The organism is Streptomyces sp. NPDC102258 (assembly GCF_055584685.1).
In genome coordinates, this window is the sequence record NZ_JBVJLO010000009.1 from 1 (window position 1) to 20,900 (window position 20,900).

At 73.0% G+C, this 20,900-nt stretch carries 23 protein-coding genes and 1 pseudogene; 18 read left to right on the top strand and 6 right to left on the bottom strand.

What is annotated here, in order from left to right:
• Positions 1-166: 166 nt before the first annotated feature.
• From ACZ6ZT_RS16785 to ACZ6ZT_RS16820, 8 genes are all read left to right on the top strand, one after another.
• On the top strand, positions 167-820 hold the full coding sequence (locus ACZ6ZT_RS16785) for an HAD family hydrolase (RefSeq protein WP_469719914.1): 654 nt from the start codon (positions 167-169) through the stop codon (positions 818-820).
• A 43-nt stretch (positions 821-863) separates the two neighbouring features.
• Positions 864-2,081 (top strand): MFS transporter, encoded by a 1,218-nt coding sequence (locus ACZ6ZT_RS16790; RefSeq protein ID WP_469719915.1) that lies wholly within the window; start codon positions 864-866, stop codon positions 2,079-2,081.
• Entirely contained in the window at positions 2,032-3,201 is a 1,170-nt protein-coding gene (locus tag ACZ6ZT_RS16795) for an acetoin utilization protein AcuC (protein WP_469719916.1), read from the top strand. Before ACZ6ZT_RS16790 ends, ACZ6ZT_RS16795 begins: the two co-directional genes overlap by 50 nt.
• A gap of 110 nt (positions 3,202-3,311) precedes the next feature.
• The gene (locus ACZ6ZT_RS16800; RefSeq protein WP_469719917.1) at positions 3,312-4,142 is read left to right on the top strand and encodes a phosphatase; all 831 of its coding nucleotides are present in this window, start codon (positions 3,312-3,314) and stop codon (positions 4,140-4,142) included.
• A 116-nt stretch (positions 4,143-4,258) separates the two neighbouring features.
• Positions 4,259-4,468, top strand: a complete 210-nt coding sequence (locus ACZ6ZT_RS16805) for a helix-turn-helix domain-containing protein (RefSeq protein WP_008738568.1) — start codon at positions 4,259-4,261, stop codon at positions 4,466-4,468.
• Between the two features lie 121 nt (positions 4,469-4,589).
• A complete protein-coding gene (locus ACZ6ZT_RS16810) occupies positions 4,590-4,688 on the top strand; it encodes a 30S ribosomal protein bS22 (protein ID WP_003948845.1) in 99 nt (32 codons plus the stop codon).
• Between the two features lie 95 nt (positions 4,689-4,783).
• Positions 4,784-5,881, top strand: coding sequence for an NAD-dependent epimerase/dehydratase family protein (locus ACZ6ZT_RS16815; RefSeq protein WP_469720157.1), 1,098 nt, complete (start codon positions 4,784-4,786; stop codon positions 5,879-5,881).
• Entirely contained in the window at positions 5,881-6,894 is a 1,014-nt protein-coding gene (locus tag ACZ6ZT_RS16820) for a lysophospholipid acyltransferase family protein (protein WP_469719918.1), read from the top strand. The genes ACZ6ZT_RS16815 and ACZ6ZT_RS16820 overlap by 1 nt, the downstream gene beginning before the upstream one ends.
• 65 nt (positions 6,895-6,959) lie before the next feature.
• Here ACZ6ZT_RS16820 and ACZ6ZT_RS16825 read toward each other — a convergent pair whose 3' ends face one another.
• The 3 genes from ACZ6ZT_RS16825 to ACZ6ZT_RS16835 all read right to left on the bottom strand — a co-directional run bounded on the left by ACZ6ZT_RS16825 (position 6,960) and on the right by ACZ6ZT_RS16835 (position 10,582).
• The gene (locus ACZ6ZT_RS16825; RefSeq protein ID WP_469719919.1) at positions 6,960-8,177 is read right to left on the bottom strand and encodes a DUF5667 domain-containing protein; all 1,218 of its coding nucleotides are present in this window, start codon (positions 8,175-8,177) and stop codon (positions 6,960-6,962) included.
• Between the two features lie 257 nt (positions 8,178-8,434).
• Entirely contained in the window at positions 8,435-9,247 is an 813-nt protein-coding gene (locus ACZ6ZT_RS16830; protein ID WP_469719920.1) for an ECF subfamily RNA polymerase sigma factor, BldN family, read from the bottom strand.
• Between the two features lie 354 nt (positions 9,248-9,601).
• The gene (locus ACZ6ZT_RS16835; RefSeq protein WP_469719921.1) at positions 9,602-10,582 is read right to left on the bottom strand and encodes an HAD family hydrolase; all 981 of its coding nucleotides are present in this window, start codon (positions 10,580-10,582) and stop codon (positions 9,602-9,604) included.
• A gap of 167 nt (positions 10,583-10,749) precedes the next feature.
• On the opposite strand from ACZ6ZT_RS16835, the gene ACZ6ZT_RS16840 reads away from it, so the two are divergent.
• The 5 genes from ACZ6ZT_RS16840 (at position 10,750) to ACZ6ZT_RS16860 (ending at position 16,545) form a co-directional block, all read left to right on the top strand.
• On the top strand, positions 10,750-11,028 hold the full coding sequence (locus ACZ6ZT_RS16840) for a glutaredoxin family protein (RefSeq protein WP_469719922.1): 279 nt from the start codon (positions 10,750-10,752) through the stop codon (positions 11,026-11,028).
• 273 nt (positions 11,029-11,301) lie between these two features.
• Complete coding sequence (locus tag ACZ6ZT_RS16845) at positions 11,302-12,147, top strand: redox-sensing transcriptional repressor Rex (RefSeq protein ID WP_469719923.1); 846 nt, start codon at positions 11,302-11,304, stop codon at positions 12,145-12,147.
• Positions 12,144-13,916 carry a glutamyl-tRNA reductase gene (locus tag ACZ6ZT_RS16850; RefSeq protein WP_469719924.1) on the top strand — a complete coding sequence of 591 codons (1,773 nt, stop codon included), beginning with the start codon at positions 12,144-12,146 and terminating at the stop codon, positions 13,914-13,916. The genes ACZ6ZT_RS16845 and ACZ6ZT_RS16850 overlap by 4 nt, the downstream gene beginning before the upstream one ends.
• Positions 13,913-14,881: a hydroxymethylbilane synthase gene (gene hemC / locus ACZ6ZT_RS16855; RefSeq protein ID WP_469719925.1), complete on the top strand. Its 969-nt coding sequence runs from the start codon at positions 13,913-13,915 to the stop codon at positions 14,879-14,881. The genes ACZ6ZT_RS16850 and hemC overlap by 4 nt, the downstream gene beginning before the upstream one ends.
• Positions 14,878-16,545 carry a bifunctional uroporphyrinogen-III C-methyltransferase/uroporphyrinogen-III synthase gene (locus ACZ6ZT_RS16860; RefSeq protein WP_469719926.1) on the top strand — a complete coding sequence of 556 codons (1,668 nt, stop codon included), beginning with the start codon at positions 14,878-14,880 and terminating at the stop codon, positions 16,543-16,545. Before hemC ends, ACZ6ZT_RS16860 begins: the two co-directional genes overlap by 4 nt.
• A gap of 62 nt (positions 16,546-16,607) precedes the next feature.
• On the opposite strand, the gene ACZ6ZT_RS16865 is transcribed toward ACZ6ZT_RS16860, so the two are convergent.
• Positions 16,608-17,048 carry a hypothetical protein gene (locus tag ACZ6ZT_RS16865; RefSeq protein ID WP_469719927.1) on the bottom strand — a complete coding sequence of 147 codons (441 nt, stop codon included), beginning with the start codon at positions 17,046-17,048 and terminating at the stop codon, positions 16,608-16,610.
• A 140-nt stretch (positions 17,049-17,188) separates the two neighbouring features.
• Here ACZ6ZT_RS16865 and hemB point away from each other — a divergent pair, with 140 nt between their 5' ends.
• Together hemB and ACZ6ZT_RS16875 are read left to right on the top strand one after the other, a co-directional pair.
• Positions 17,189-18,190 (top strand): porphobilinogen synthase, encoded by a 1,002-nt coding sequence (gene hemB / locus ACZ6ZT_RS16870; RefSeq protein ID WP_469719928.1) that lies wholly within the window; start codon positions 17,189-17,191, stop codon positions 18,188-18,190.
• A 69-nt stretch (positions 18,191-18,259) separates the two neighbouring features.
• Positions 18,260-18,532, top strand: coding sequence for a DUF1876 domain-containing protein (locus tag ACZ6ZT_RS16875; RefSeq protein ID WP_469719929.1), 273 nt, complete (start codon positions 18,260-18,262; stop codon positions 18,530-18,532).
• An 86-nt stretch (positions 18,533-18,618) separates the two neighbouring features.
• Here ACZ6ZT_RS16875 and ACZ6ZT_RS16880 read toward each other — a convergent pair.
• Positions 18,619-18,843 (bottom strand): annotated as a pseudogene (locus ACZ6ZT_RS16880) (ABC transporter permease); the annotation flags it as partial.
• Positions 18,844-18,877: 34 nt separating this feature from the next.
• Between ACZ6ZT_RS16880 and ACZ6ZT_RS16885 the strand changes: the two are divergent.
• Positions 18,878-19,219: a TetR/AcrR family transcriptional regulator C-terminal domain-containing protein gene (locus ACZ6ZT_RS16885; protein ID WP_469719930.1), complete on the top strand. Its 342-nt coding sequence runs from the start codon at positions 18,878-18,880 to the stop codon at positions 19,217-19,219.
• 50 nt (positions 19,220-19,269) lie between these two features.
• Here the strand turns inward: ACZ6ZT_RS16885 and ACZ6ZT_RS16890 are convergent, their stop codons facing one another.
• Positions 19,270-20,067: a VOC family protein gene (locus ACZ6ZT_RS16890; protein ID WP_469720158.1), complete on the bottom strand. Its 798-nt coding sequence runs from the start codon at positions 20,065-20,067 to the stop codon at positions 19,270-19,272.
• Between the two features lie 184 nt (positions 20,068-20,251).
• Here ACZ6ZT_RS16890 and ACZ6ZT_RS16895 point away from each other — a divergent pair, with 184 nt between their 5' ends.
• A complete protein-coding gene (locus ACZ6ZT_RS16895) occupies positions 20,252-20,482 on the top strand; it encodes a FitA-like ribbon-helix-helix domain-containing protein (protein ID WP_469719931.1) in 231 nt (76 codons plus the stop codon).
• On the top strand, positions 20,479-20,877 hold the full coding sequence (locus ACZ6ZT_RS16900) for a type II toxin-antitoxin system VapC family toxin (RefSeq protein WP_469719932.1): 399 nt from the start codon (positions 20,479-20,481) through the stop codon (positions 20,875-20,877). Before ACZ6ZT_RS16895 ends, ACZ6ZT_RS16900 begins: the two co-directional genes overlap by 4 nt.
• Positions 20,878-20,900 lie beyond the last annotated feature (23 nt).

Below are 20,900 nucleotides of genomic sequence, written 5' to 3' on the forward strand. Positions count from 1 at the left end.
CGAACAATTATTGTGGGATAGCCCCGCACCAGCCCTTCAGGGTTCGGTGCGGGGCCTTTCTGCGTTTACGGGCCGTCGCGCCGGCCGGCCGCGGCCGTGCGCGGTTCCACCGTTTACCCGTACGAGGCTGCGGTGAACCCGCGCCGGTCGCTCGTACGCTGGGTGGATGGGCTATGAGCTGGTCATCTTCGACAACGACGGCGTCCTCGTGGACAGCGAGCCGCTCGCCAACACGATCCTCTCCGAGTACCTGACGGAGATCGGGCACCCCACCACCTATGACGAGTCGGTGCGGGACTACATGGGTTCCGCGGTGCACCGGATCCACGATCTGGTCTTCGAACGGAGCGGGCAGCGGCTGCCCGAGGAGTTCGACCACACCCTTCAGGAGCGGGTCGCCGCCGCCTTCGCGCGGGAGCTGAAGCCCGTCCCCGGGGTGACCGAGGTGCTGGCCGAGCTGTCCGCGCAGGGGATGCCGTACTGCCTGGCGTCCTCCGGGACCCACGAGCGGATCCGGGTCGGGCACCGCAGTGCCGGGCTGGGGGAGTGGTTCGAGGAGGAGTGGATCTTCAGCGCGGAGGACGTCGGGCGGGGCAAGCCGGAGCCGGACCTGTTCCTGCACGCGGCCGACATGATGGGGGTCGCGCCCGCGCGGTGCGTCGTGGTCGAGGACAGTCCGCTCGGGGTGCGGGCCGCGCGGGCCGCGGGGATGGACGTGCTGGCGTACACCTCGATGTCGCCGGCCTCCGCGCTGCCCGGTGCCACCGCCTACTTCGGGGAGATGAAGGAGCTGTACGGCCTGCTCGGATTGGGTGTGTGATCGCTCTACCCACCGGTAGCCGGGGGGCCTACGCTGTGCCGCCATGACAGTTGACGTGCGGCTGCGGCGCGGGCGTGGCGCCCTCGGGTTCAGCTTCTTCGCGCAGGGCGTGGCCTTCGCGCTGCTGGTGACCCGGATCCCGGCCATCCAGGACCAGTACGGGATATCCGACGGGCTGCTGCCCGCCTTCCTCGCCGCCGTGCCGGTCCTCGCCGGGGTCTCCAGCGTCGTCACCGAGCACCTGGTGAAGCGGGTCGCGCCGAGCACCGTACTGCGGTGGGCGCAGCCCGTCGTCCTGCTCGCGCTGCTCGGTGTCGGCGCCGGGAGCCGGTTGTGGCACGTGGCGGTCGCGCTCGGAGTGTTCGGGCTGGCCGTGGGGGCGCTGGACGCGTCGATGAACATGCTGGGGGTCAGCCTCCAGCGGGCGTACGGGCGGAGCATCATGCTCGGCTTCCACGCCGCGTACAGCCTCGGCGGGATCCTGGGCGCGTCGGCGGCCTGGGCGGGGGCGCACTGGCACCTGGCGCTGGTCACCGGCTATCTGCCCGCCGTGGTGGTGCTGTTGCCGGTGGTGCTGGCGGGGAGCCGGTTCTACGCGGACACGGTTCCCGGCGGCGCCGGGGAGGAGGCCGGCGGGTGGCCGGCGAAGGGCGGCAGGCTGCTGCTGCCGCTGTGCGTGGTGATGGCGTGCGCGTACATCGGGGACTCGACGGTGGCGAACTGGAGTGCCAAGTACCTCCAGGACGTGCTGGGCGGCTCCGAGCAGCTGGCGACGGTTCCGTACAACGTGTACATGGTGACGACCCTGGTCGGGCGGGCCGTCGGCGACCTCGGGGTGCGCCGGTTCGGGGCGGTGGCGGTCGTGCGGGCCGGGACGGTGGTGGCGGCCGGCGGGTTCGCGGTGGTGGCCGCCGCGCCCGGGGCGTGGACGGGGATGCTGGGCTTCACGCTGCTGGGCATCGGGCTGTGCGTGATCGTGCCGCAGACCTTCGCGGCCGCGGGCCGGCTGTTCCCGGGGGCCTCCGACACGGCGGTCGCGCGGCTGAACATCTTCAACTATGTCGGTTTCCTGATCGGTTCGCCGCTCGTCGGGGCCGTCGGGGACGCCTGGAGCTACCGGGGCGCGATGCTCGTTCCGATGCTGCTGGTGCTGGTGACGCTCGTCCAGGCTCGCTCGTTCGGCGCCGGCCGGGCCCGATACGGTGTCGGGCATGAGCGGCCGCGGGTTGTTGATGTGGGACGAGGCGGTAACGGGGTATGACTTCGGGCCGAGCCATCCGATGGACCCGGTCCGCCTGGCGCTGACCATGGGTCTGGTCCGGGCCTTCGGGCTGGACCGGGCGATGGAGGTACGGGCGGCCCGCGCGGCCGGCGACTCGACGCTGCGGCTGGTCCACCGGGAGGACTACGTGGCCGCCGTGCGCGAGGTGTCGGCGGACCCGGGGATCGCGGACGGTTCGTACGGGCTCGGCACGGCCGACGATCCGGCCTTTCCCGGGATGCACGAGGCCTCGGCGCTGATCGCGGGGCAGTCGGTGGCCGGTGCGGAGGCCGTCTGGCGGGGTGAGGCGGAGCACGCGGTGAACTTCGCGGGCGGGCTGCACCACGCGATGCCGGGCGCGGCGGCCGGGTTCTGCGTGTACAACGACGCGGCGCTGGCGGTGGCGCGGCTGTTGGAGCTGGGGGCCGAGCGGGTCGCGTACGTGGACGTGGACGTCCATCACGGGGACGGGGTGCAGACGGCGTTCTGGGACGACCCGCGCGTCCTGACGGTCTCGCTGCACGAGCACCCGCGGACGCTGTTCCCGCAGACGGGCTGGCCGCAGGAGACGGGCGGGCCGGGCGCGGAGGGGTCGGCGGTGAACGTGGCGCTGCCCGCCGGTACCGGTGACGAGGGCTGGCTGCGGGCCTTCCACGCGACGGTGCCGGAGCTGCTGGCCGACTTCCGGCCGCAGGTGCTGGTCAGCCAGCACGGGGCGGACACGCACTTCGAGGACCCGCTGGCGCACCTGGCGGTGTCGCTGGACGCGCAGCGGGCGGTGCAGGAGGCCTGTCACCGGCTGGCGCACACGTACGCGGACGGGCGGTGGCTGGCGCTGGGCGGCGGCGGGTACGCGGTGGTGGACGTCGTACCGCGGTCCTGGACGCACCTGGTGGGGATCGCGGCGCACCGGCCGGTGGACCCGGCGTCGGCGGTGCCGCGGGAGTGGCTGGACCTGGTGTACGCACGGACGCGGCAGGGCGGGCCGGCCCGGATGACGGACGGCCGGGACGCGCGGTGGCGGGACTGGGAGGCCGGTTACGATCCGGCGGACCGTACGGATCAGGCCGTGCTCGCGACCCGGCGGGCGGTGTTCCCCCTGCGCGGGATGCTGGTGTGACGGCCCGTCTTGAGCGCGTGGGCGTACGAGGATAGCGGCCCGTCGCGCCGGCCGTGGCGCCCTTCGCGGGATGTGCCGAAGCGCCGGGCGCGGTGCGGCAGCATCGGGGTGTGCTGACCACCGGCGCGCTGCGTGCGCATCTGCTGGCCGCCCGGCTGGCCGGGCCCGTCGCCACGTCGAGGGAGGCGGGCCTGCGCAGTTACCGGCTGTTCGCGGCGCGGGATCCGCGGGTGCTGCTGGGGCTGGAACCGGAGCGGCGGTGGGATGAGGGGGCACTGCTGGGGCTGATGGCGGCCAAGTGCGGTGTCTCGCCGGATCCGGCGCATGTGAGCGGGCCGGACGCGATCGACCCGGAGCGGACGCTGGCGGCCCTGGAGGCCTTCGCGGAGCGGCTGGGGGCGGCGGCGGGGGCGCGGTCGCCCGTACTGTTCGGCACGGGTCATCCGCACCGTCTCCTGGAGTTCTACGCCTCTTTGGCCGGGGCGCTGTCGGCGGCGGGCTGTGTTGTCCTCACTCCGGCGCAGGGGGTCGGTGTCGACATGGCGACCCGGTTCGGCGTACGCCCGCACCGCATCGACTACGTACGGGGAGTCGCACTGGTGCGGGAGGACGGCGCGCGGCCGGCCCTGCGTGCCCCCGGCGCACACTCCCATTCGCCGCTGCCGGTTCGGCTGGCGCTGGGGGCGTTGGCGGAGGCGGGGGAGCCGTTGCCGGAATTGGTGGTGGGGGACCACGGGTGGGTCTGCGGTGCAGGTCAGCTGGGTGTGGCGGCGATCGGGCTGGCGGATACGGACGATCCCGCGCTGTTCGTCGGGGAGGCCGAGGGGCGGGTGGCGGTGACGGTTCCGCTTGATGACGGGGTGCGCTCGGATTACTACAGGCCGCTCATTCGTTACGCCTTGCACCGTGCGCGCCTGCCGGAGCGTCAGGAGTGGCCGTAGCTCCTCTTCCCCACTCGTATCACCCGCCCCTACTCTGGGGAGTGAGCGTGCGACGACGAGGAGTAACCGGAGGGGAAGCCGGTGCCCGTCACGCGCGGAAGGTCAAGGTGGGTGTCATGGCTGCTGGCGAGAGGCCTCTCAGCGAGGTTCAGTTCCTGACCGTGGCGGAGGTCGCCTCGGTGATGCGAGTGTCGAAGATGACCGTGTACCGCCTGGTGCACAACGGTCATCTGCCCGCGATCCGGGTGGGCCGGTCCTTCCGGGTCCCCGAAAACGCGGTCCACGAGTACCTCCGCGAGTCCTACGTGGGGGTGGAATCGGCCTGAGACTGACCCCGGCGGACCCTCGGATTACAAGCTCAGAGCTCGGGACGGTAGGCTAGGCCGACGTAGGTCGTGTGGGCCCCGACGCCCCGCACCGAATGAAGAGAAGTGAGCGAGGGTAGTCGTGGGCTCTGTTATCAAGAAGCGGCGCAAGCGGATGGCTAAGAAGAAGCACCGCAAGCTGCTCAAGCGCACCCGCGTCCAGCGCCGTAACAAGAAGTAAACGGCAGCTGTACGTGTTTCCCGCAGCCCCTCCACCATCCTGGTGGAGGGGCTGCGGTGCAGCCGGGGTACTTCTTCGAGGGAGGCGCTGAGCTCGTGGGCAAGGTCGTGCTCGTCACCGGGGCTGCCCGGCAGCTGGGGGGCCGCTTCGTGCGCCGCATCCAGCGCGACCCGGACGTGGAACGGGTGATCGCCGTCGACGCGGCGAGTCCGCCGCACCGGCTCGGTTCGGCGGAGTTCGTCCGTGCGGACATCAGACAGCCGGGCATCGTGCGGGTGCTCGCGGAGCACGCCGTGGACACGGTCGTCCACTTGGCCGTCACGGGCGGCGCGGCGGGGGCGCCGGGCGGGCGCAGCACCGTCAAGGAAACGAACGTCATCGGGACGATGCAGCTCCTCGGAGCCTGCCAGAAGTCGCCGACGGTACGCCGGCTCGTGGTGAAGTCGAGCACCAGCGTGTACGGGGGCACCTCGCGGGACCCGGCCGTCTTCACCGAGACGACCCAGCCGAAGTCGCTGCCGGGCGCCGGCTTCGCCAAGGACGCCGCCGAGGTCGAGGGTTACGTACGCGGCTTCGCGCGCAGGCGGCCGGACGTGGCGGTGTGCGTACTGCGTTTCGCGAACATCCTGGGCCCGTACGCGGACTCGGCGCTGGCGGAGTACTTCTCCATGCCGGTGATGCCGACGGTGCTGGGGTACGACCCGAGGCTGCAGTTCGTGCACGAGGACGACGTGGTGGACGTGCTGCGGCTGGCGGCGGGGGAGCCGCGGCGCGGGACGCTGAACAGCGGGACGTTCAACATCGCGGGGGACGGGGTGCTGCTGCTGTCGCAGTGCTCGCGCCGGCTGGGGCGGCCGACGGTGCCGCTGGTGCTGCCCGCGGTGACGTGGGTGGGCTCGGCGCTGCGGACGGTCGGGGTGACGGACTTCTCGCCGGAGCAGATCAGGCTGCTGACGCACGGGCGGGTCGTGGAGACCACCCAGATGCGGGACACGCTGGGGTTCCGGCCGATGTACACGACCGTGGAGACCTTCGCCGACTTCGCGCGGAGCCGCGGGAACGGGCTGCTGCCGGCGGACCGGGTCGACCGGGCCGTACGGCGGGTCGCCGCCGTACTGGGGGTGCGGGACCCGAAGGTGAACGGGCCGGTCGCCGGTGCGGGCGCCGGTGTGGACGAGGGAGCGAAGCGATAGTGGCGGACGCCAAGGTCATTCCGTTCGATGAGGACCGGCCGCGCCGGCGGGGCACTCCGCGGAAGGTGCGCGCGGTGCCGACGCCCGTGGAGGCGGTGGAGCCGGTGGAGCCGGTGCAGCCTCTGGAGCCGGCGGAAGGGGCGCCGCCCGTTCCCGCGCCGTCGGCGGCCGGTGCCGTGTGGGACCGGCGGATCGCGGGCGGGCTGGCGTTCCTGCGGCGGAGGCTCACCGGGGAGTACGAGGTCGACGACTTCGGCTACGACAAGGAGCTGACGGACCAGGTCCTGATGTCGCTGCTGCGGCCGGTGTACGACAAGTACTTCCGGGTGGAGGTCAAGGGGATCGAGAACATCCCCAAGGAGGGTGGCGCGCTGATCGTCGCGAACCACTCGGGGACCCTGCCGCTGGACGGGCTGATGCTCCAGGTGGCCGTCCACGACCAGCACCCGGCGCAGCGGCACCTGCGGCTGCTGGCGGCGGACCTGGTGTTCATGCTGCCGGTGGTCAACGAGATCGCCCGCAAGGCCGGGCACACCCTGGCGTGCGCGGAGGACGCGCAGCGGCTCCTGGAGGCCGGGGAGCTCGTCGGGGTGATGCCGGAGGGCTTCAAGGGGATAGGGAAGCCGTTCGGAGAGCGGTACAAGCTCCAGCGGTTCGGGCGGGGCGGGTTCGTCTCGACGGCGCTGCGGGCGGGAACTCCCATCGTGCCGTGCTCGATCGTGGGCGCGGAGGAGATCTATCCGATGCTGGGGAACGCCAAGACGCTGGCGCGGCTGCTGGGGGTGCCGTACTTCCCGCTGACGCCGACGTTCCCGTGGCTGGGGCCGCTGGGGGCGGTGCCGCTGCCGACGAAGTGGACGATCCAGTTCGGGGAGCCGATCCCGACGGACGGGTACGCGCCGGAGGCGGCGGAGGACCCGATGCTCATGTTCAACCTCACGGACCAGGTCCGGGAGCAGATCCAGCACACGCTGTACAAGCTGCTGGTGCAGCGGCGGTCGGTCTTCTTCTGAACTGACGGGCAGACGGGCAGACGGAAGCGGGGGCCGCGCGGTGCGCGGCCCCCGCTCTGCGCCGGCTACTGGCCGGCGTCCTCCGCGTTGAGCCCCAGGCCCGGGAGGAGGCCCGGGAGGAGCGGCGGGAGGGTGATGTCCGGCTGCGGGAGGTCCGGTGTCGCCGCGGACGGCGGCGCGGGCTGGCCCGGGGCCGGCGGGTGGAGCAGATCGCCGGCCCCGCCGAGGAGGCCGCTGCCCGGGGCGGGGGCCGTGGGACGGCTGCCGGAGGGCGTGGGGGCGGCCGGGGGCGCGTTCGACGCGGGGCCGTCCGGGTGCGCGGACGGCTGGTGCTTGCCCGCCGCCGGGCCGCTGGGCTTGGCGGGAGCGCCGGAGCCGCGCGACTGCTCCGGGGGCTTGGGCAGCAGGCCCTGGAGCGGTGCCACGTCTTCGTCTATGGCCTGGAACACCGACTCGACCTCCCCTCCGACATCGTGGAGCTGCACCGGGAGCTTCTCGCGGAGCCGGCCCCACGCGTCGCGGTGGGAGCGGGAGAACGAGGACAGCGTCTGGATCGGGCCCAGTGATCCGTCCCGTTCGTACGCCGCCTGGAGCAGCCGGTGGCCCTCCGCGGCGTCGTGCTTCATGCCCGCGAGGGCGCGGCGGATCTCGCCCAGGGACTCGTGGTCCAGTACGCCCGTACGGCCGCGCTCCATCAGCCTGCGCGCCTCCGACAGCCGGTTCGAGGCCTGGTCGAGGTAGAGCTCGCCGCGGTCCGCGTCCTCGTCGGCCAGACCCAGCCTCAGGTCCTCCATGCCCCGCTTGACGGGGTAGAGGGAGTCACCGGGCAGGGCGTCGGTGCTGGCAGCGGCCACTCCGCTGAAGGCCCCGGCGGCCACACCCACGGTGAGGCCCCCCGCTGCGATGCCCTTGGACCAGCGGGAGCGGGGCCGCAATTTCCGGAGCGAGGTCGCCCGGTGGGCGCCGCGGCCGGTCCGCTGTTCGGGCACCAGAGGGTCCGCGGCGGCACCGCCCCCGGCCCTCTCCTCCTTCACCATGGCCTCCATGGCGGCGACGAGCTGGGCTCGTTGCACCACTTTGACCTCGGGGTCCAGCACCGGGCGCGGCATTCTTTCGCCGAGCACGTTCGCCAGGGCCAACAACCGGTCGTGGTCGGCAGGTTCGGCAGGTGCCTCGGACTGCTCGGCCGCCGGGTCCGGTTCCGAAAGGTCGGACGGGGTCCGCTCCTCCAGGGCCTGGGCGAAGGCGTTCGCCCGCCGGTGCGGAGTCACGTTCGCGATCACTGGCGGCACCTCCTCTCGTCATGACGATCGACTCCCCAAGGTGTCCGGAAGGTTGCCTTCCTTGAGCACATCCACACTTTCGGGTGGGCGGCTTCGGGCAAAGCTTGTCCACAGGGAGCCTGCATTCCGCACAACGAGCGGCGCGGCACTTGGGTTACGGACGAAGGATGATCGGACCACAGCGTCATCGAGGGGTCACCGGGTGTGGGTGTGGGGTCGTGGTGTCGGGTCGGGGCCGTGCCGGCCGGGAGGGCCGGTCAGCGGGCGTCGTCCGGCAGCAGGCGGGCCAGGGTGCGGACGGCCCGGTACTGGAGCGTTTTGATGGCGCCCTCGTTCTTCCCCATCACACGGGCGGTCTCGGCGACCGAGAGGCCCTGGAGGAAGCGCAGGGTGACGCACTCCTGCTGCTGGGGGTTCAGTTTCCGTACGGCTTCGAGGAGCGCCGCGTTGGAGAGGGACTCCAGGACGGAGTCCTCGGGGCTGCGCTCCACCTCGTTGGCGTCGAGCATCTCGCCGGTGGTGACCTCCAGGCGGAAGCGGCTGGACTTGAAGTGGTCCGCCACCAGGTTCCGCGCGATGGTCACCAGCCAGGCGCCGAAGTCCCGGCCCTGCCAGGTGAAGGTGGAGATGCGGCGCAGCGCGCGCAGGAAGGTCTCACTGGTGAGGTCCTCCGCGGTCGCCTTGCCGCCGACGCGGTAGTAGATGTAGCGGTACACCGTGTCGCTGTACTGGTCGTAGAGGCGGCCGAAGGCGTCCGCCTCGCCGGCCTGGGCGCGTTCGACCAGGTCCATCATGCGGGCCTGGTCGCTGTCCGCGGTGGGGCGGCGGGCCGCGGGCGTGGCGGCGCCGGCCGCGGCGGCCGGGCTCGCGCCCGTTCGACCGCGTCTGCCCACCGTCGCTCCGCCGTCGGTCAGGGCGTAGCAGGGACCGGCCGGACCGAGGCCGGCAGGGACCGCGGCGGCGAGGGCGGGGACGGCGTACGCGGTGGGGACGAAGCCGCGCAGGTGGTCGAGGACCGTTGCGCGCAGCGTAGCCAGGCCCGAGGCGTCAACCCCGACAGGTGGGTACACGGGACTCCCAGAGGCAGAGCTTCCATCACGTGCAGTGCGGGACCGTTCACCCGTCGTGGCGACAGATGAGCGGTGGCATGCGTTTGAGGAGAATAACGCTTCGTACAGGCAGCGCTACACCCAGTTGCTGAAATCACCGGTTCCGACACTTCTGTTGCGTGTCGAGGGCATATTCAGACCCAGTTGGTGATCGGTTGTTGATCAGATGGGTGCGCGGAATGGACGCTTCCACGGTGGCTCACGACCGGGTCGGGCAGGCCGGAGTACCGCGCCGGCGGCGCGGGTAAGGGTGGGGGAATGTGCGCCGGACGGGTGCGCCGGGCGGGCCCTCGCGGGGCCTGGCCCGGGGCGTCGCTACCTGCGGCGGCGGTGCAGGGCGATGGCGGCGGCGGCGCCGCCCGCCAGGGCGCCCACTCCGGCGGCGGCCGGGACGCCGACCTTCACGGCCTTGCGGCCGGTCCGGTAGTCGCGCAGCCGCCAGTCGTTCGCGCGGGCATGCTTGCGCAGTTTTGTGTCGGGATTGATCGCGTACGGATGTCCGACCAGCGACAGCATCGGGATGTCGTTGTGCGAATCGCTGTACGCCGCGCAGCGCGCGAGGTCGAGGTCCTCCGCGGCCGCCAGGGCGCGCACCGCCTCCGCCTTGGCGGGGCCGTGCAGGGGCTCGCCGACCAGGCGGCCGGTGTAGATGCCGTCCACGGACTCGGCGACCGTGCCCAGGGCGCCGGTGAGGCCGAGGCGGCGGGCGATGATGGTGGCCGTCTCGACGGGGGCGGCGGTGACGAGCCACACCTTCTGGCCGGCGTCGAGGTGGGCCTGGGCGAGGGCGCGGGTGCCCGGCCAGATGCGCTCGGCCATGTACTCGTCGTAGATCTCCTCGCCGATGGACATCAGCTCGGAGACCTTGTGGCCCTTGACGATGGACAGGGCGCTGTCGCGGGCGTCCTGCATGTGCTCGGGGTCCTCGACGCCGGCCAGCCGGAACCAGGCCTGCTGCCAGGCGAAGCGGGCCAGTTCGCGGCGGCGGAAGAACTCGCGCTTGTAGAGGCCGCGGCCGAAGTGGAAGATCGCGGCGCCCTGCATGACGGTGTTGTCGAGGTCGAAGAAGGCGGCGGCGAGGTCGTCTCCCGGAACGGGAAACTCCGGTTCGGCGGGGGTGCCGTCGGGCGTCCCGGCGGCCTCCGCGAGGAGGGTCTCGTCCTGCGGCGGGGCGGTGTGAGGTGGGGCTTCGGCCTGCGCGGACTTGCGGGCGGCCTCGGCCGAGGCCTCGCCTGCCAGCACGCTCCGCGCGGTTGCGGAGCGCCTACGGGGGGTGAGCCATCCCAGAGCGGCCATGACGCGAGCATAGCCATTGTGTTCGGGAGTTCCCGAACCGCAGGGAAACGGAGCGGTTAACTCTTCGGGCCCGCCCGCCGCCCCGCCCGCCGCCCCGCCCGCCGTGCATCCCGCCGCCCCTCCCGTCCCGCGCGGGTCCGCGCGGTCCCGCGCGGGACAATGAGGTCATGAGTCCTTTGCTGCGCCGTAAGGAAAAGAAGGGTCCCGGGGAGCGGATGGTCACGCTCATCGGGAAGCCCGGGTGTCATCTGTGCGACGACGCCCAGGCGGTCGTGGAGTCGGTCTGCGCGGAGACGGGGGCGCGATGGGAGAAGAAGGACATCTCGCAGGACGAGGAGCTCTACCGGCTGCACTGGGAGCAGATCCCGGTGGTGCTGGTGGATGGTGAACAGCACACCTTCTGGAGGGTGAACCCCGACCGGCTGCGGCGGGCGTTGGGAGCCTGACCGTTTCGCCCGTTACCATCATGGGCGATTTGTGGGGACTCGGGGGCGTATCGATGAGGAGTGTGTACCGCTTTGCCCCCTTCGGGATTTGAACGGGTTCGGCCCGTTCGCGCTCCGGGCCCCGGCTGCCCACCCCGCGTGACCCCGGTCACTTTGCTCGGACAAAGCGGACACAATCTTTGTGCACGCGTTCACAAAGACATAGCCTGCATTCGACGGGGCGGTCCTGGGACAAGTGGCCGCCTGCAGCCCCGCTCATCCCGCAGGAGCATCGTGGCAACTGGCCGAACTCACCGACCGGCGACCCGCAGCCGAGGTATTCCCGAGGCCACTGTCGCCCGGCTTCCGCTGTACCTGCGCGCCCTCACGGCGCTCTCCGAGCGATCGGTCCCCACGGTGTCCTCCGAGGAGCTCGCGACGGCCGCCGGGGTCAACTCGGCGAAGCTGCGCAAGGACTTCTCCTACCTCGGCTCCTACGGGACCCGGGGCGTCGGCTACGACGTCGAGTACCTCGTCTACCAGATCTCCCGCGAGCTCGGGCTCACCCAGGACTGGCCGGTCGTCATCGTCGGCATCGGCAACCTCGGCGCCGCGCTCGCCAACTACGGCGGTTTCGCCTCCCGCGGGTTCCGGGTGGCCGCGCTGATCGACGCCGACCCCGCGATGGCGGGCAAGCCGGTCGCCGGGATGCCGGTGCAGCACACCGATGACCTGGAGAAGATCATCGAGGAGAACGGCGTCTCGATCGGGGTCATCGCGACCCCGGCCGGCGCCGCGCAGCAGGTGAGCGAGCGGCTGATCGCCGCCGGGGTCACCTCCATCCTGAACTTCGCGCCGACCGTGCTGTCGGTGCCGGACGGGGTCGACGTACGGAAGGTCGACCTGTCCATCGAGCTGCAGATCCTGGCGTTCCACGAGCAGCGCAAGGCGGGCGAGGAAGCCGCGGCGGCCGGTGTGGGCGCCGTACTGGAGCCGGGTGCGGGGGCCGCCGGTGCCGGTGTGGGCACGGGTGCGGGGGCCGCGCCCGTCGCCGCCGTCGAGCCGCCGGCCGGGCGGTCCGCCGCCGCCGCGCGCAAGGGCGGGCCCGAGGGCGACGTCCCGGCGGTGATGCCGGCATGAGCCTGCTCGTCGTCGGCCTCAGTCACCGCAGCGCGCCGGTCAGCGTGCTGGAGCGGGCCTCGCTGTCCGCGGACGCCAAGATCAAGCTGCTGCACGACACGCTCGCCGCCGAGCCGGCGGCGGAGGCGGCCGTGCTCGCCACCTGCAACCGGATCGAGCTGTACGCCGACGTGGACAAGTTCCACGCCGGTGTCGCCGAGCTGTCCACGCTGCTGGCCCAGCACAGCGGGGTCGCGCTGGAGGAACTCACCCCGTACCTGTACGTGCACTACGAGGACCGGGCGGTGCACCACCTGTTCTCGGTGGCGTGCGGACTGGACTCGATGGTCGTCGGCGAGGGGCAGATCCTCGGCCAGATCAAGGACGCGCTGGCGCTGGGGCAGGAGCTGCACACCGCCGGCCGGCTGATCAACGACCTCTTCCAGCAGGCGCTGCGGGTCGGCAAGCGGGCGCACTCGGAGACCGGGATCGACCGGGCCGGGCAGTCGCTGGTGACCTTCGGTCTGGAGCAGCTCGCCGGGTCCGGGGCGCCGGTGGGCGAGTGGGCCGCCGGCAAGCGGGCGCTGGTGATCGGGGCCGGGTCGATGTCGTCGCTGGCGGCGGCGACGCTGGCGCGGGTGGGCGTCGCCGAGATCGTGGTCGCGAACAGGACCGCGGAGCGGGCGGAGCGTCTTGCCGAAATTCTGGTTGCCTCGGGCACCGGTGTGGCGGCGCGGGCCGTCGCGATGGCGGCCGTCGCGGACGAGCTGACACGTGTGGACGTGGTCGTCTCCTGTACGGGGGCGACCGGGCTGGTGCTGACCGGCGAGGACGTCGCCGCGGCGGTGTCGGACCCCGGCCCCGGCTCCGCCGACGGCTCCGCCGCGGCCCGGGCGCGCGCGGGCGCGGGCCCGGACGGGGCCCAGGGCCCCGCCCCGGTCGCGGCACCGGGCGAGGGACCGGCGCGGGCGCTCGACGTGGACTCCGAGGTCGTGGCGCGGCTCGTGGCCGCCGCCGGGGCCGGGCGGCGGCTGGCCGACGCCGGCGCGGTGCGCACCATCGCGCCCGCCGAGGACCCGGCCGTACGCGGCCCCGCCGAGACCGACGGGTGCCCGCTCGGGCCGGACGCGCCGGCCGGCGACGGGCGCTCCGCGCTCGCCGGGGTCGACGCCGGGTCGCTCGAACTGCACGGGACCTGGGCCGACCAGGGCGAGGCCGCCGCGCAGCGCCAGCCGCGGCGGGCCGTGCGCAGCAGCGTCGACGCCGGGGCGGTGCGGCTCGCGCTGCTCGACCTGGCCATGCCCCGCGACATCGACGGCGCCGTCCACCGCATCCCCGGTGTCCGGCTCGTCGACATCGAGAGCCTCGCCGAGGCCTCCGCCGACGCCCCGATGGCCGCCGACGTCGACGCCGTACGCGGCATAGTCGCCGACGAGGTCGCCGCCTTCGGCGCCGCGCAGCGGGCCGCGCACATCACCCCCACCGTCGTCGCCCTGCGGGCGATGGCCGCCGAGGTCGTCGCCATGGAAGTGGCGCGGCTCGACGGGCGGGTACCCGACCTCGACGAGCGGCAGCGGGCAGAGGTCACCCAGACCGTGCGCCGCGTCGTCGACAAGCTCCTCCACGCGCCGACCGTGCGCGTCAAGCAGCTCGCGAGCGAGCCCGGCGGCGCCGGGTACGCGGAGGCGCTGCGCGAACTCTTCGACCTCGACCCTCAGACGGTGGCATCCGTCAGCCGGGCGGACGCGGCCGATCCGAAGAACGATGACGACCCAGGACGGGCATCATGAACACACGTCCCGACCAGCCCCTCAGGCTCGGCACGCGGCGCAGCAAGCTGGCCATGTCCCAGTCCGGGCACGTCGCCGAGGCCGTACGGGCCCTCACCGGGCGGCCGGTGGAGCTCGTGGAGATCACGACCTACGGCGACGTCTCCCGCGAGCACCTCGCGCAGATCGGCGGCACCGGCGTGTTCGTCACCGCGCTGCGTGACGCACTGGTCCGCGGCGAGGTCGACTTCGCCGTGCACTCGCTGAAGGACCTGCCGACCACGCAGCCCGAGGAGCTGGTCATCGCGGCCATGCCGAAGCGGGAGGACCCGCGCGACGCGCTCGTCGCCCGTGACGGCCTGACCTTCGAGCGGCTCCCCGACGGGGCCCGGGTCGGCACCGGTTCGCCGCGCCGCACCGCGCAGCTGCACGCGTACGCCCGCAGTCTGGGCAAGCGCATCGAGACGGTGGCGATCCGCGGCAACGTCGACACCCGCATCGGGTTCGTGCGCGCCGGGGAACTCGACGCGGTCGTGCTGGCCGCCGCCGGGCTGAACCGCATCGGCCGCGGCGACGAGGCGACCGAGCTGCTGTCGGTCGACAGCGTGCTGCCCGCGCCCGGCCAGGGAGCCCTGGCCGTGGAGTGCCTCGCCTCGAACGCGGAACTCGCCGCCGCGCTCGGTGAGCTCGACGACCCGCAGACGCGGGCCGCCGTGACCGCCGAACGAGCCCTGCTCGCCGCCCTGGAGGCCGGCTGCAGCGCGCCCGTGGGCGCGCTCGCCGACCTGCTGGCCGACGGGCAGATTGTCCATGAAATGCGCCTGCGTGGTGTCGTCGGAACCCTCGACGGAACCACGCTGGTACAGCTGTCCACCACCGGTCCCGTGCCCCAGTCGTACGACGAGGCCATGGCGCTCGGCCGCGAACTCGCGGACGAGATGCTGGCCAAGGGCGCGGCCGGTCTGATGGGGGAGCGATCCCTTTGAACCCCTCAAGCCCCACCACCTCCGCTTTTCCGGTCGTCGCCGCCCAGGGGCTCGTCACCTTCCTCGGTGCCGGTCCGGGCGACCCGGGTCTGCTGACGCTGCGCGCCGTGGAGGCGCTCGCCGGCGCGGACGTACTGATCGCCGAGCCGGACGTGCTCGACGTGGTACGGACCCACGCGCGCGCGGGCGTCGACACGCCGCAGCTGACGGTCGCTGACGAAGTGTCAGCCGCCGCCGGGGTCCCGGTGATCCGCGACGCCGCCAATCTTGTCATGGAGGCCGCGCGCTCCGGCAGGCGGGTGGTCCGTGCCGTCACCGGCGACCCGGGGCTCGACGGGAACGCCGCCGCCGAGATGCTGGCCTGCGCCCGCGAAGGGATCCCCTTCGAGGTGGTGCCCGGTGTCGCGACCGCCGTCGGCGTGCCCGCGTACGCCGGTGTGCCGCTGCGCGGCGAGCAGGGCGCCGACGTCCGCTTCGTGGACGCCCGGCACGCCTCGCAGCGCTGCTGGAGCGAGGTCGGCGCCAGCGACGGCAGCGTCGTCGTCTCCGCGACCCTGGAGACCGTCGCGGCCGCGGCCGCCGAGCTGGTCTCCGCGGGCCGCAAGCCGGAGACCCCGCTGACGGTCACCGTCGGCGGTACGACGACCCGTCAGCGCACCTGGACCGCGACCCTGGGCACCATCGCCCAGGTGTTCAAGCAGGGCAAGGTGCTCCCCTCGCCCGAGGGCGCCCGGCCCGTCATAGCCGTGGTCGGGGAGCAGGGCGCCGCCGCGCGGCGCGAGGAGATGGCCTGGTTCGAGTCGAAGCCGCTGTTCGGCTGGCGGGTCCTCGTACCGCGTACGAAGGAGCAGGCGGCCTCGCTCTCCGACCAGCTGCGTTCCTACGGCGCGGTGCCGCACGAGGTGCCGACCATCGCCGTGGAGCCGCCGCGCACCCCGCAGCAGATGGAGCGGGCGGTCAAGGGCCTGGTCACCGGCCGCTACGAGTGGATCGCCTTCACCTCGGTCAACGCGGTCAAGGCGGTGCGGGAGAAGTTCGAGGAGTACGGGCTCGACGCGCGTGCCTTCGCGGGCATCAAGGTCGCCGCGGTCGGCGAGCAGACCGCCGCCGCGCTGGTCGAGTTCGGGGTGAAGCCGGACCTGGTGCCGAGCGGCGAGCAGTCGGCGGCCGGGCTGCTGGAGGACTGGCCGCCGTACGACCCGGTCTTCGACCCGATCGACCGCGTCTTCCTGCCGCGCGCCGACATCGCGACCGAGACGCTGGTCGCCGGGCTGATCGAGCTGGGCTGGGAGGTGGACGACGTCACGGCCTACCGGACCGTGCGCGCCTCGCCGCCGCCGGCGGACACCCGTGAGGCGATCAAGGGCGGCGGCTTCGACGCCGTGCTGTTCACCTCGTCCAGCACGGTGCGCAACCTGGTGGGCATCGCGGGCAAGCCGCACAACGTGACCGTGATCGCCTGCATCGGCCCGGCCACGGCGAAGACGGCCGAGGAGCACGGGCTGCGGGTCGACGTGCTCTCGCCGGAGCCGTCGGTCTCGAAGCTGGCGGAGGCCCTGGCCGCGTACGGCGAGGCCCGCCGCGCCGCCGCCAAGGCCGCGGGCGAGCCGGTGGCCCGCCCGAGCGAACGCCGCCCGGGCGCCCGCCGCCGCCGCACGACGTGACCGGCTTAGGCAGGGCCGACCGGCCGAGGGGGCCCGGGTGCGGATATCGCGCCCGGGCCCTTTCACGTCGCGCCGGGCAGGCCGGGCGGCTCCGCCTGGTCGCGGATCGCGGTCAGCGGATCGCGTCCGTGCTCCTCGGCGTACGCGCGCCGGCGTGCGCCGGCCTTGTGGGGATTGGCCAGGCAGCAGTAGTCCCAGAAGTCGACCAGTACCCGCAACGCGTCGTCGAGGGTGTATTCACCCTGAACGTGCTCGACGAAGTGGTTCTCCACCCTGACACCCCGCGGGCCGATGGTGACGGTGTGCGCGTTGCCGTCCAGGTCCACCGGCACGAAGGCCGGGTCGGCCCCGGCCTCGGCCACCAGGTCGATCGCCTCCAGAACGGACAGCGGCGAGAGCTGGATGTCGGCTGTCACCCACTGGCCGAGGATGTTGAGCTCGGCGGGCCCGGCGAAGTCCGGCATGCCGAAGGGGCCTTCCACGTAATACCGGGTGCGCACCACTGCTCGGCTCCCCTTTCCTTCCCGCTACGGCGGCGTGAGCGGATACATGGTGGCATCGCGGACCGGGGCGGGTTCGGGGGGTCGGGGGTGGGCCCTAGGCTTGGGGGGACTGCTGTCGAAGCTCGAAGAGGCGACTGAGTATGAGCGCGTACGGATCCTTCCCCGGCTCGCGGCCCCGCCGGCTGCGGACCACCCCGGCGATGCGGCGGATGGTCGCGGAGAACCGGCTGCACCCCTCGGACCTGATCCTCCCGGCGTTCGTCCGGGAGGGCATCAGTGATCCGCTCGCCATCTCGGCGATGCCGGGCGTGGTGCAGCACACGCGGGACACCCTGCGGAAGGCGGCCGCCGAGGCCGTGGAGGCGGGTGTCGCGGGGATCATGCTCTTCGGCGTTCCGGCGGACGAGAACAAGGACGCGCTCGGTACGGCGGGCACCGAGCCGGACGGCATCCTCCAGGTCGCGATCCGCGACGTGAAGGCGGAGGTGGGCGACGATCTCGTGATCATGTCCGACCTGTGCCTGGACGAGTACACCGACCACGGCCACTGCGGGGTCCTGGACGAGCACGGCCGGATCGACAACGACGCGACGCTGGAGCGGTACGCGGAGATGGCGCAGGTCCAGGCCGACGCGGGCGTCCACGTGGTCGGGCCGAGCGGGATGATGGACGGCCAGGTCGGCGTGATCCGCGACGCGCTGGACGAGACGGGCCACGAGGACGTCTCGATCCTCGCGTACACCGCCAAGTACACCTCCGCCTTCTACGGCCCCTTCCGCGAGGCCGTCGGGTCGAGCCTCCAGGGCGACCGCAAGACCTACCAGCAGGACCCGGCGAACGCCCGCGAGTCGCTGCGCGAGCTGGCGCTGGACCTGGAGGAGGGCGCCGACATGGTCATGGTCAAGCCCGCCGGGCCCTACCTGGACATCCTGTACCGGGTCGCGCAGGCGGTGGACGTGCCGGTGGCCGCGTACCAGATCAGCGGCGAGTTCGCGATGGTCGAGGCGGCGGCGCAGCGGGGCTGGATCGAGCGGGACCGGGCGATCCTGGAGACCCTGCTCGGCATCAAGCGGGCGGGCGCCGACACGATCCTCACGTACTGGGCGACCGAGGTCGCGGGCTGGCTGCGCGAGGCGCGCTGACTGGCCCCGGCGGGGCGGCGGGAGCAGGCTGTAGGGAGTGGCGACACGGCACTGTGGAGGTGATCCGCCATGCCCACACTCGCAGGCTGGCACGTCGAGATGGAGTTCACGGAGGACGGCCACCGCACCACCTCGGCCGCGCTGCTCAGGCTCGCCGACGGGTCCGAGCTCAGGGCGCGCGGTTACGCGATGCGGCATCCGTCCGACCCGGAGCAGCTCCGGGTCGGTGAGGAGATCGCCGGGGCGCGGGCCCTGATGGACCTCGCGAGCCAGCTGTTGCAGAAGGCGCACGGGGAGATCGACGAGGCCACCGGGAGGCACTCCTACCCCCTGGCCGGCTGACCGCCGGCCACCGCCCCGGGCCCGTGCGGGCCCCCGTCCGGCACGGGCCCGGGGCGTGCGCGCACCCGGCGTCAGCGGGTGCGGCTTCAGCGGGTGCGGCGCTCGAAGAGGACCGCCGCGAGGGTCACGGCCAGGGCGGTGATGGCCGCGCACCAGCCCAGCGCCACCCAGGGGGCGTGGCCCGCGGGCCGGTCCAGGAGCAGGGCGCGCAGGGATTCGATCACCGGGGTGAGGGGCTGGTGGCGGGCGAAGCCGTGCAGCCAGCCGGGCATGGTGTCGATCGGCACGAAGGCGCTGGAGGGGTAGGGCACCGGGGCGCCGGTCAGCCCGAACCAGCTCGCCTGGATGGAGCGCGGGCTCGCCGCGCTGGCCGGCACCGGGCTGCGGGAGGGCGAGAAGGTCTCGGCCGTCATCCTGATCGGCGGCCTGGTGCGCAACGAGGCGACGATGGCCGCCGACATGATGGACGCCATCGTGAAGTCCGGGATCGCGCCGGACCGGGTCATGGCCCAGTACGTGAACACCCTGCGGCTGATGACCGGGCCGGACACCCACCCGGCGGTGACCCGGCTGCTGGAGTCCGACGCGTTCGCGGGCTCCGACGAGCCGGACTTCCAGTTCGGCTTCGGCCTGAACCGCATCCTGGACGGCCTGGCCGGCCTGGTCCGCGAGCGGGCGGCGGGCTGACGGGCTGACGGGCCGGCCGCCGCGGCCAGGACGACCGGTGCGACCGGCGGTTAGTCGGTCTGCTCCGGGGCGCGGGAGGTGATCACCGAGAAGGCTCCGCCCTGCGGGTCGGCGAGGACGGCCATCCGGCCGGCCGCCATGTCGAAGGCCGGGGCGAGGACGCTGCCGCCGGCCCGGACGGCCGCGGCCTGGATGTCGTCGACGGCGTCCACGTGGAAGTACGGCTGCCAGTGCGGGGGGACGCCCGGCGGGAGCGTGGAGAGGTCCATCATCCCGGCGACCGCGCGGCCGTCGACCATGAACTCGATGTACTCCTCGGCGCCGGGCATCTCGGAGCGGGCCGTGGTGACGGGCAGCACGGAGGAGTAGAAGGCGGCGGCGGCCGGCAGGTCGGTGGTGGTCAGCTCGCTCCAGATGAGCGCCCCGTGCTCGTTGACGATGCCCGCGCCGTCGAAGGTGCCGGGCTGCCACAGGCCGACGACGGCGCCGGCCGGGTCGGTGATCACGGCCATCCGGCCGAGGTCCATGACGTCCATCGGGCCCGCCATGACCGAGCCGCCGGCGTCGGTGACGGCCTTGAGCGTGCCGTCGATGTTGTCGGTGGACAGGTAGGTGGTCCACACCGTCGGGGGCAGCGGGTCGGGGACGCTGCCGTCCGGGTTCATCGCCTTCATGATCCCGGCGACCGGCTTGCCCTTGAGGGTGCAGACGGCGTACCCGCCCTGCTCCGCCGGGCCGACCTCGCCCTGCCAGCCGAAGAGGTCGCAGTAGAAGTCGATGGCGGCCTGCTGGTCGGGCACCATCAGGTCGATCCAGCAGGGGGTGCCGGGCTTGTAGGGACCGTTCATGTCGGGCACGGATGCCTCCGTCGGGGGCGCTGGGGAAGGACGGGCCGTCCCCTACCCGGCCCGCGATGCGGCGAAGCGGGCCGTACGGGTGAAGGGCCCGCCGTGGCGGCCGTGCCGCCGTGCCCACCCGGCCCGCCGGGCCGGTCTGCCAGCAGAATGCTGGCGCCGCCACTAGACTTGTCGCATGGCCACTCTCTACGTCCGTGATCTGTCCGACGAAGCGCTCGCCGAGCTGAAGGTACGGGCCGCCCGCAGCCGCCAGTCGCTCCAGGCGTACGCCCGCACCCTGCTGGAGGAAGAGGCGGCCACGCCGTCCGTGGAAGACGTGGTCGCGCGGATCCGCGCGCGCGTCTCGGCGGAGCTGAGCGTGGACGAGGTCCTCGGTGACCTCGACGCGGGACGGCGTCGCGAATGATCGTGATCGACGCCAGTGCCGTCGTCATGCTCGTCGCCGACGCCGGTCCGGCGGGCGAGGCGGTACGCGGCCGCGTGCTGGGCGAGCGGCTCGCCGCCCCGTACCTGCTCGACGTGGAAGTGACGCACGCACTGCTCGGCCGCCACCGGGGCGGCAAACTCTCCGACCGGCAACTGGACGCGGCCTGGGACGACTTCGGGGCACTGCCGGTCAGGCGGATGGAGCATCTGCCGGTGCTGCCCCGCGTACGGGAGCTGTACGCGAACCTCTCCGCGTACGACGCCGCCTACGTGGCTCTGGCCGAGGGCCTCCAGGTACCGCTGGTCACCTGCGACGCGCGCATCGCCCGGTCCGGCAGCCCCCGGTGCAAGGTCGAGGTCTTCGGCGCGGGATAGCCGGCGCCGGCCGGCCGGGCTGA

Coding starts and splice junctions, on each gene's coding strand:
- ACZ6ZT_RS16785 (WP_469719914.1), top strand. CDS start 167: ATGGGCTATGAGCTGGTCATCTTCGACAACGACGGCGTCCTCGTGGAC.
- ACZ6ZT_RS16790 (WP_469719915.1), top strand. CDS start 864: ATGACAGTTGACGTGCGGCTGCGGCGCGGGCGTGGCGCCCTCGGGTTC.
- ACZ6ZT_RS16795 (WP_469719916.1), top strand. CDS start 2,032: ATGAGCGGCCGCGGGTTGTTGATGTGGGACGAGGCGGTAACGGGGTAT.
- ACZ6ZT_RS16805 (WP_008738568.1), top strand. CDS start 4,259: ATGGCTGCTGGCGAGAGGCCTCTCAGCGAGGTTCAGTTCCTGACCGTG.
- ACZ6ZT_RS16835 (WP_469719921.1), bottom strand. CDS start 10,582: ATGGCCGCTCTGGGATGGCTCACCCCCCGTAGGCGCTCCGCAACCGCG.
- ACZ6ZT_RS16840 (WP_469719922.1), top strand. CDS start 10,750: ATGAGTCCTTTGCTGCGCCGTAAGGAAAAGAAGGGTCCCGGGGAGCGG.
- ACZ6ZT_RS16850 (WP_469719924.1), top strand. CDS start 12,144: ATGAGCCTGCTCGTCGTCGGCCTCAGTCACCGCAGCGCGCCGGTCAGC.
- hemC (WP_469719925.1), top strand. CDS start 13,913: ATGAACACACGTCCCGACCAGCCCCTCAGGCTCGGCACGCGGCGCAGC.
- hemB (WP_469719928.1), top strand. CDS start 17,189: ATGAGCGCGTACGGATCCTTCCCCGGCTCGCGGCCCCGCCGGCTGCGG.
- ACZ6ZT_RS16875 (WP_469719929.1), top strand. CDS start 18,260: ATGCCCACACTCGCAGGCTGGCACGTCGAGATGGAGTTCACGGAGGAC.
- ACZ6ZT_RS16885 (WP_469719930.1), top strand. CDS start 18,878: ATGGAGCGCGGGCTCGCCGCGCTGGCCGGCACCGGGCTGCGGGAGGGC.
- ACZ6ZT_RS16890 (WP_469720158.1), bottom strand. CDS start 20,067: ATGAACGGTCCCTACAAGCCCGGCACCCCCTGCTGGATCGACCTGATG.
- ACZ6ZT_RS16895 (WP_469719931.1), top strand. CDS start 20,252: ATGGCCACTCTCTACGTCCGTGATCTGTCCGACGAAGCGCTCGCCGAG.
- ACZ6ZT_RS16900 (WP_469719932.1), top strand. CDS start 20,479: ATGATCGTGATCGACGCCAGTGCCGTCGTCATGCTCGTCGCCGACGCC.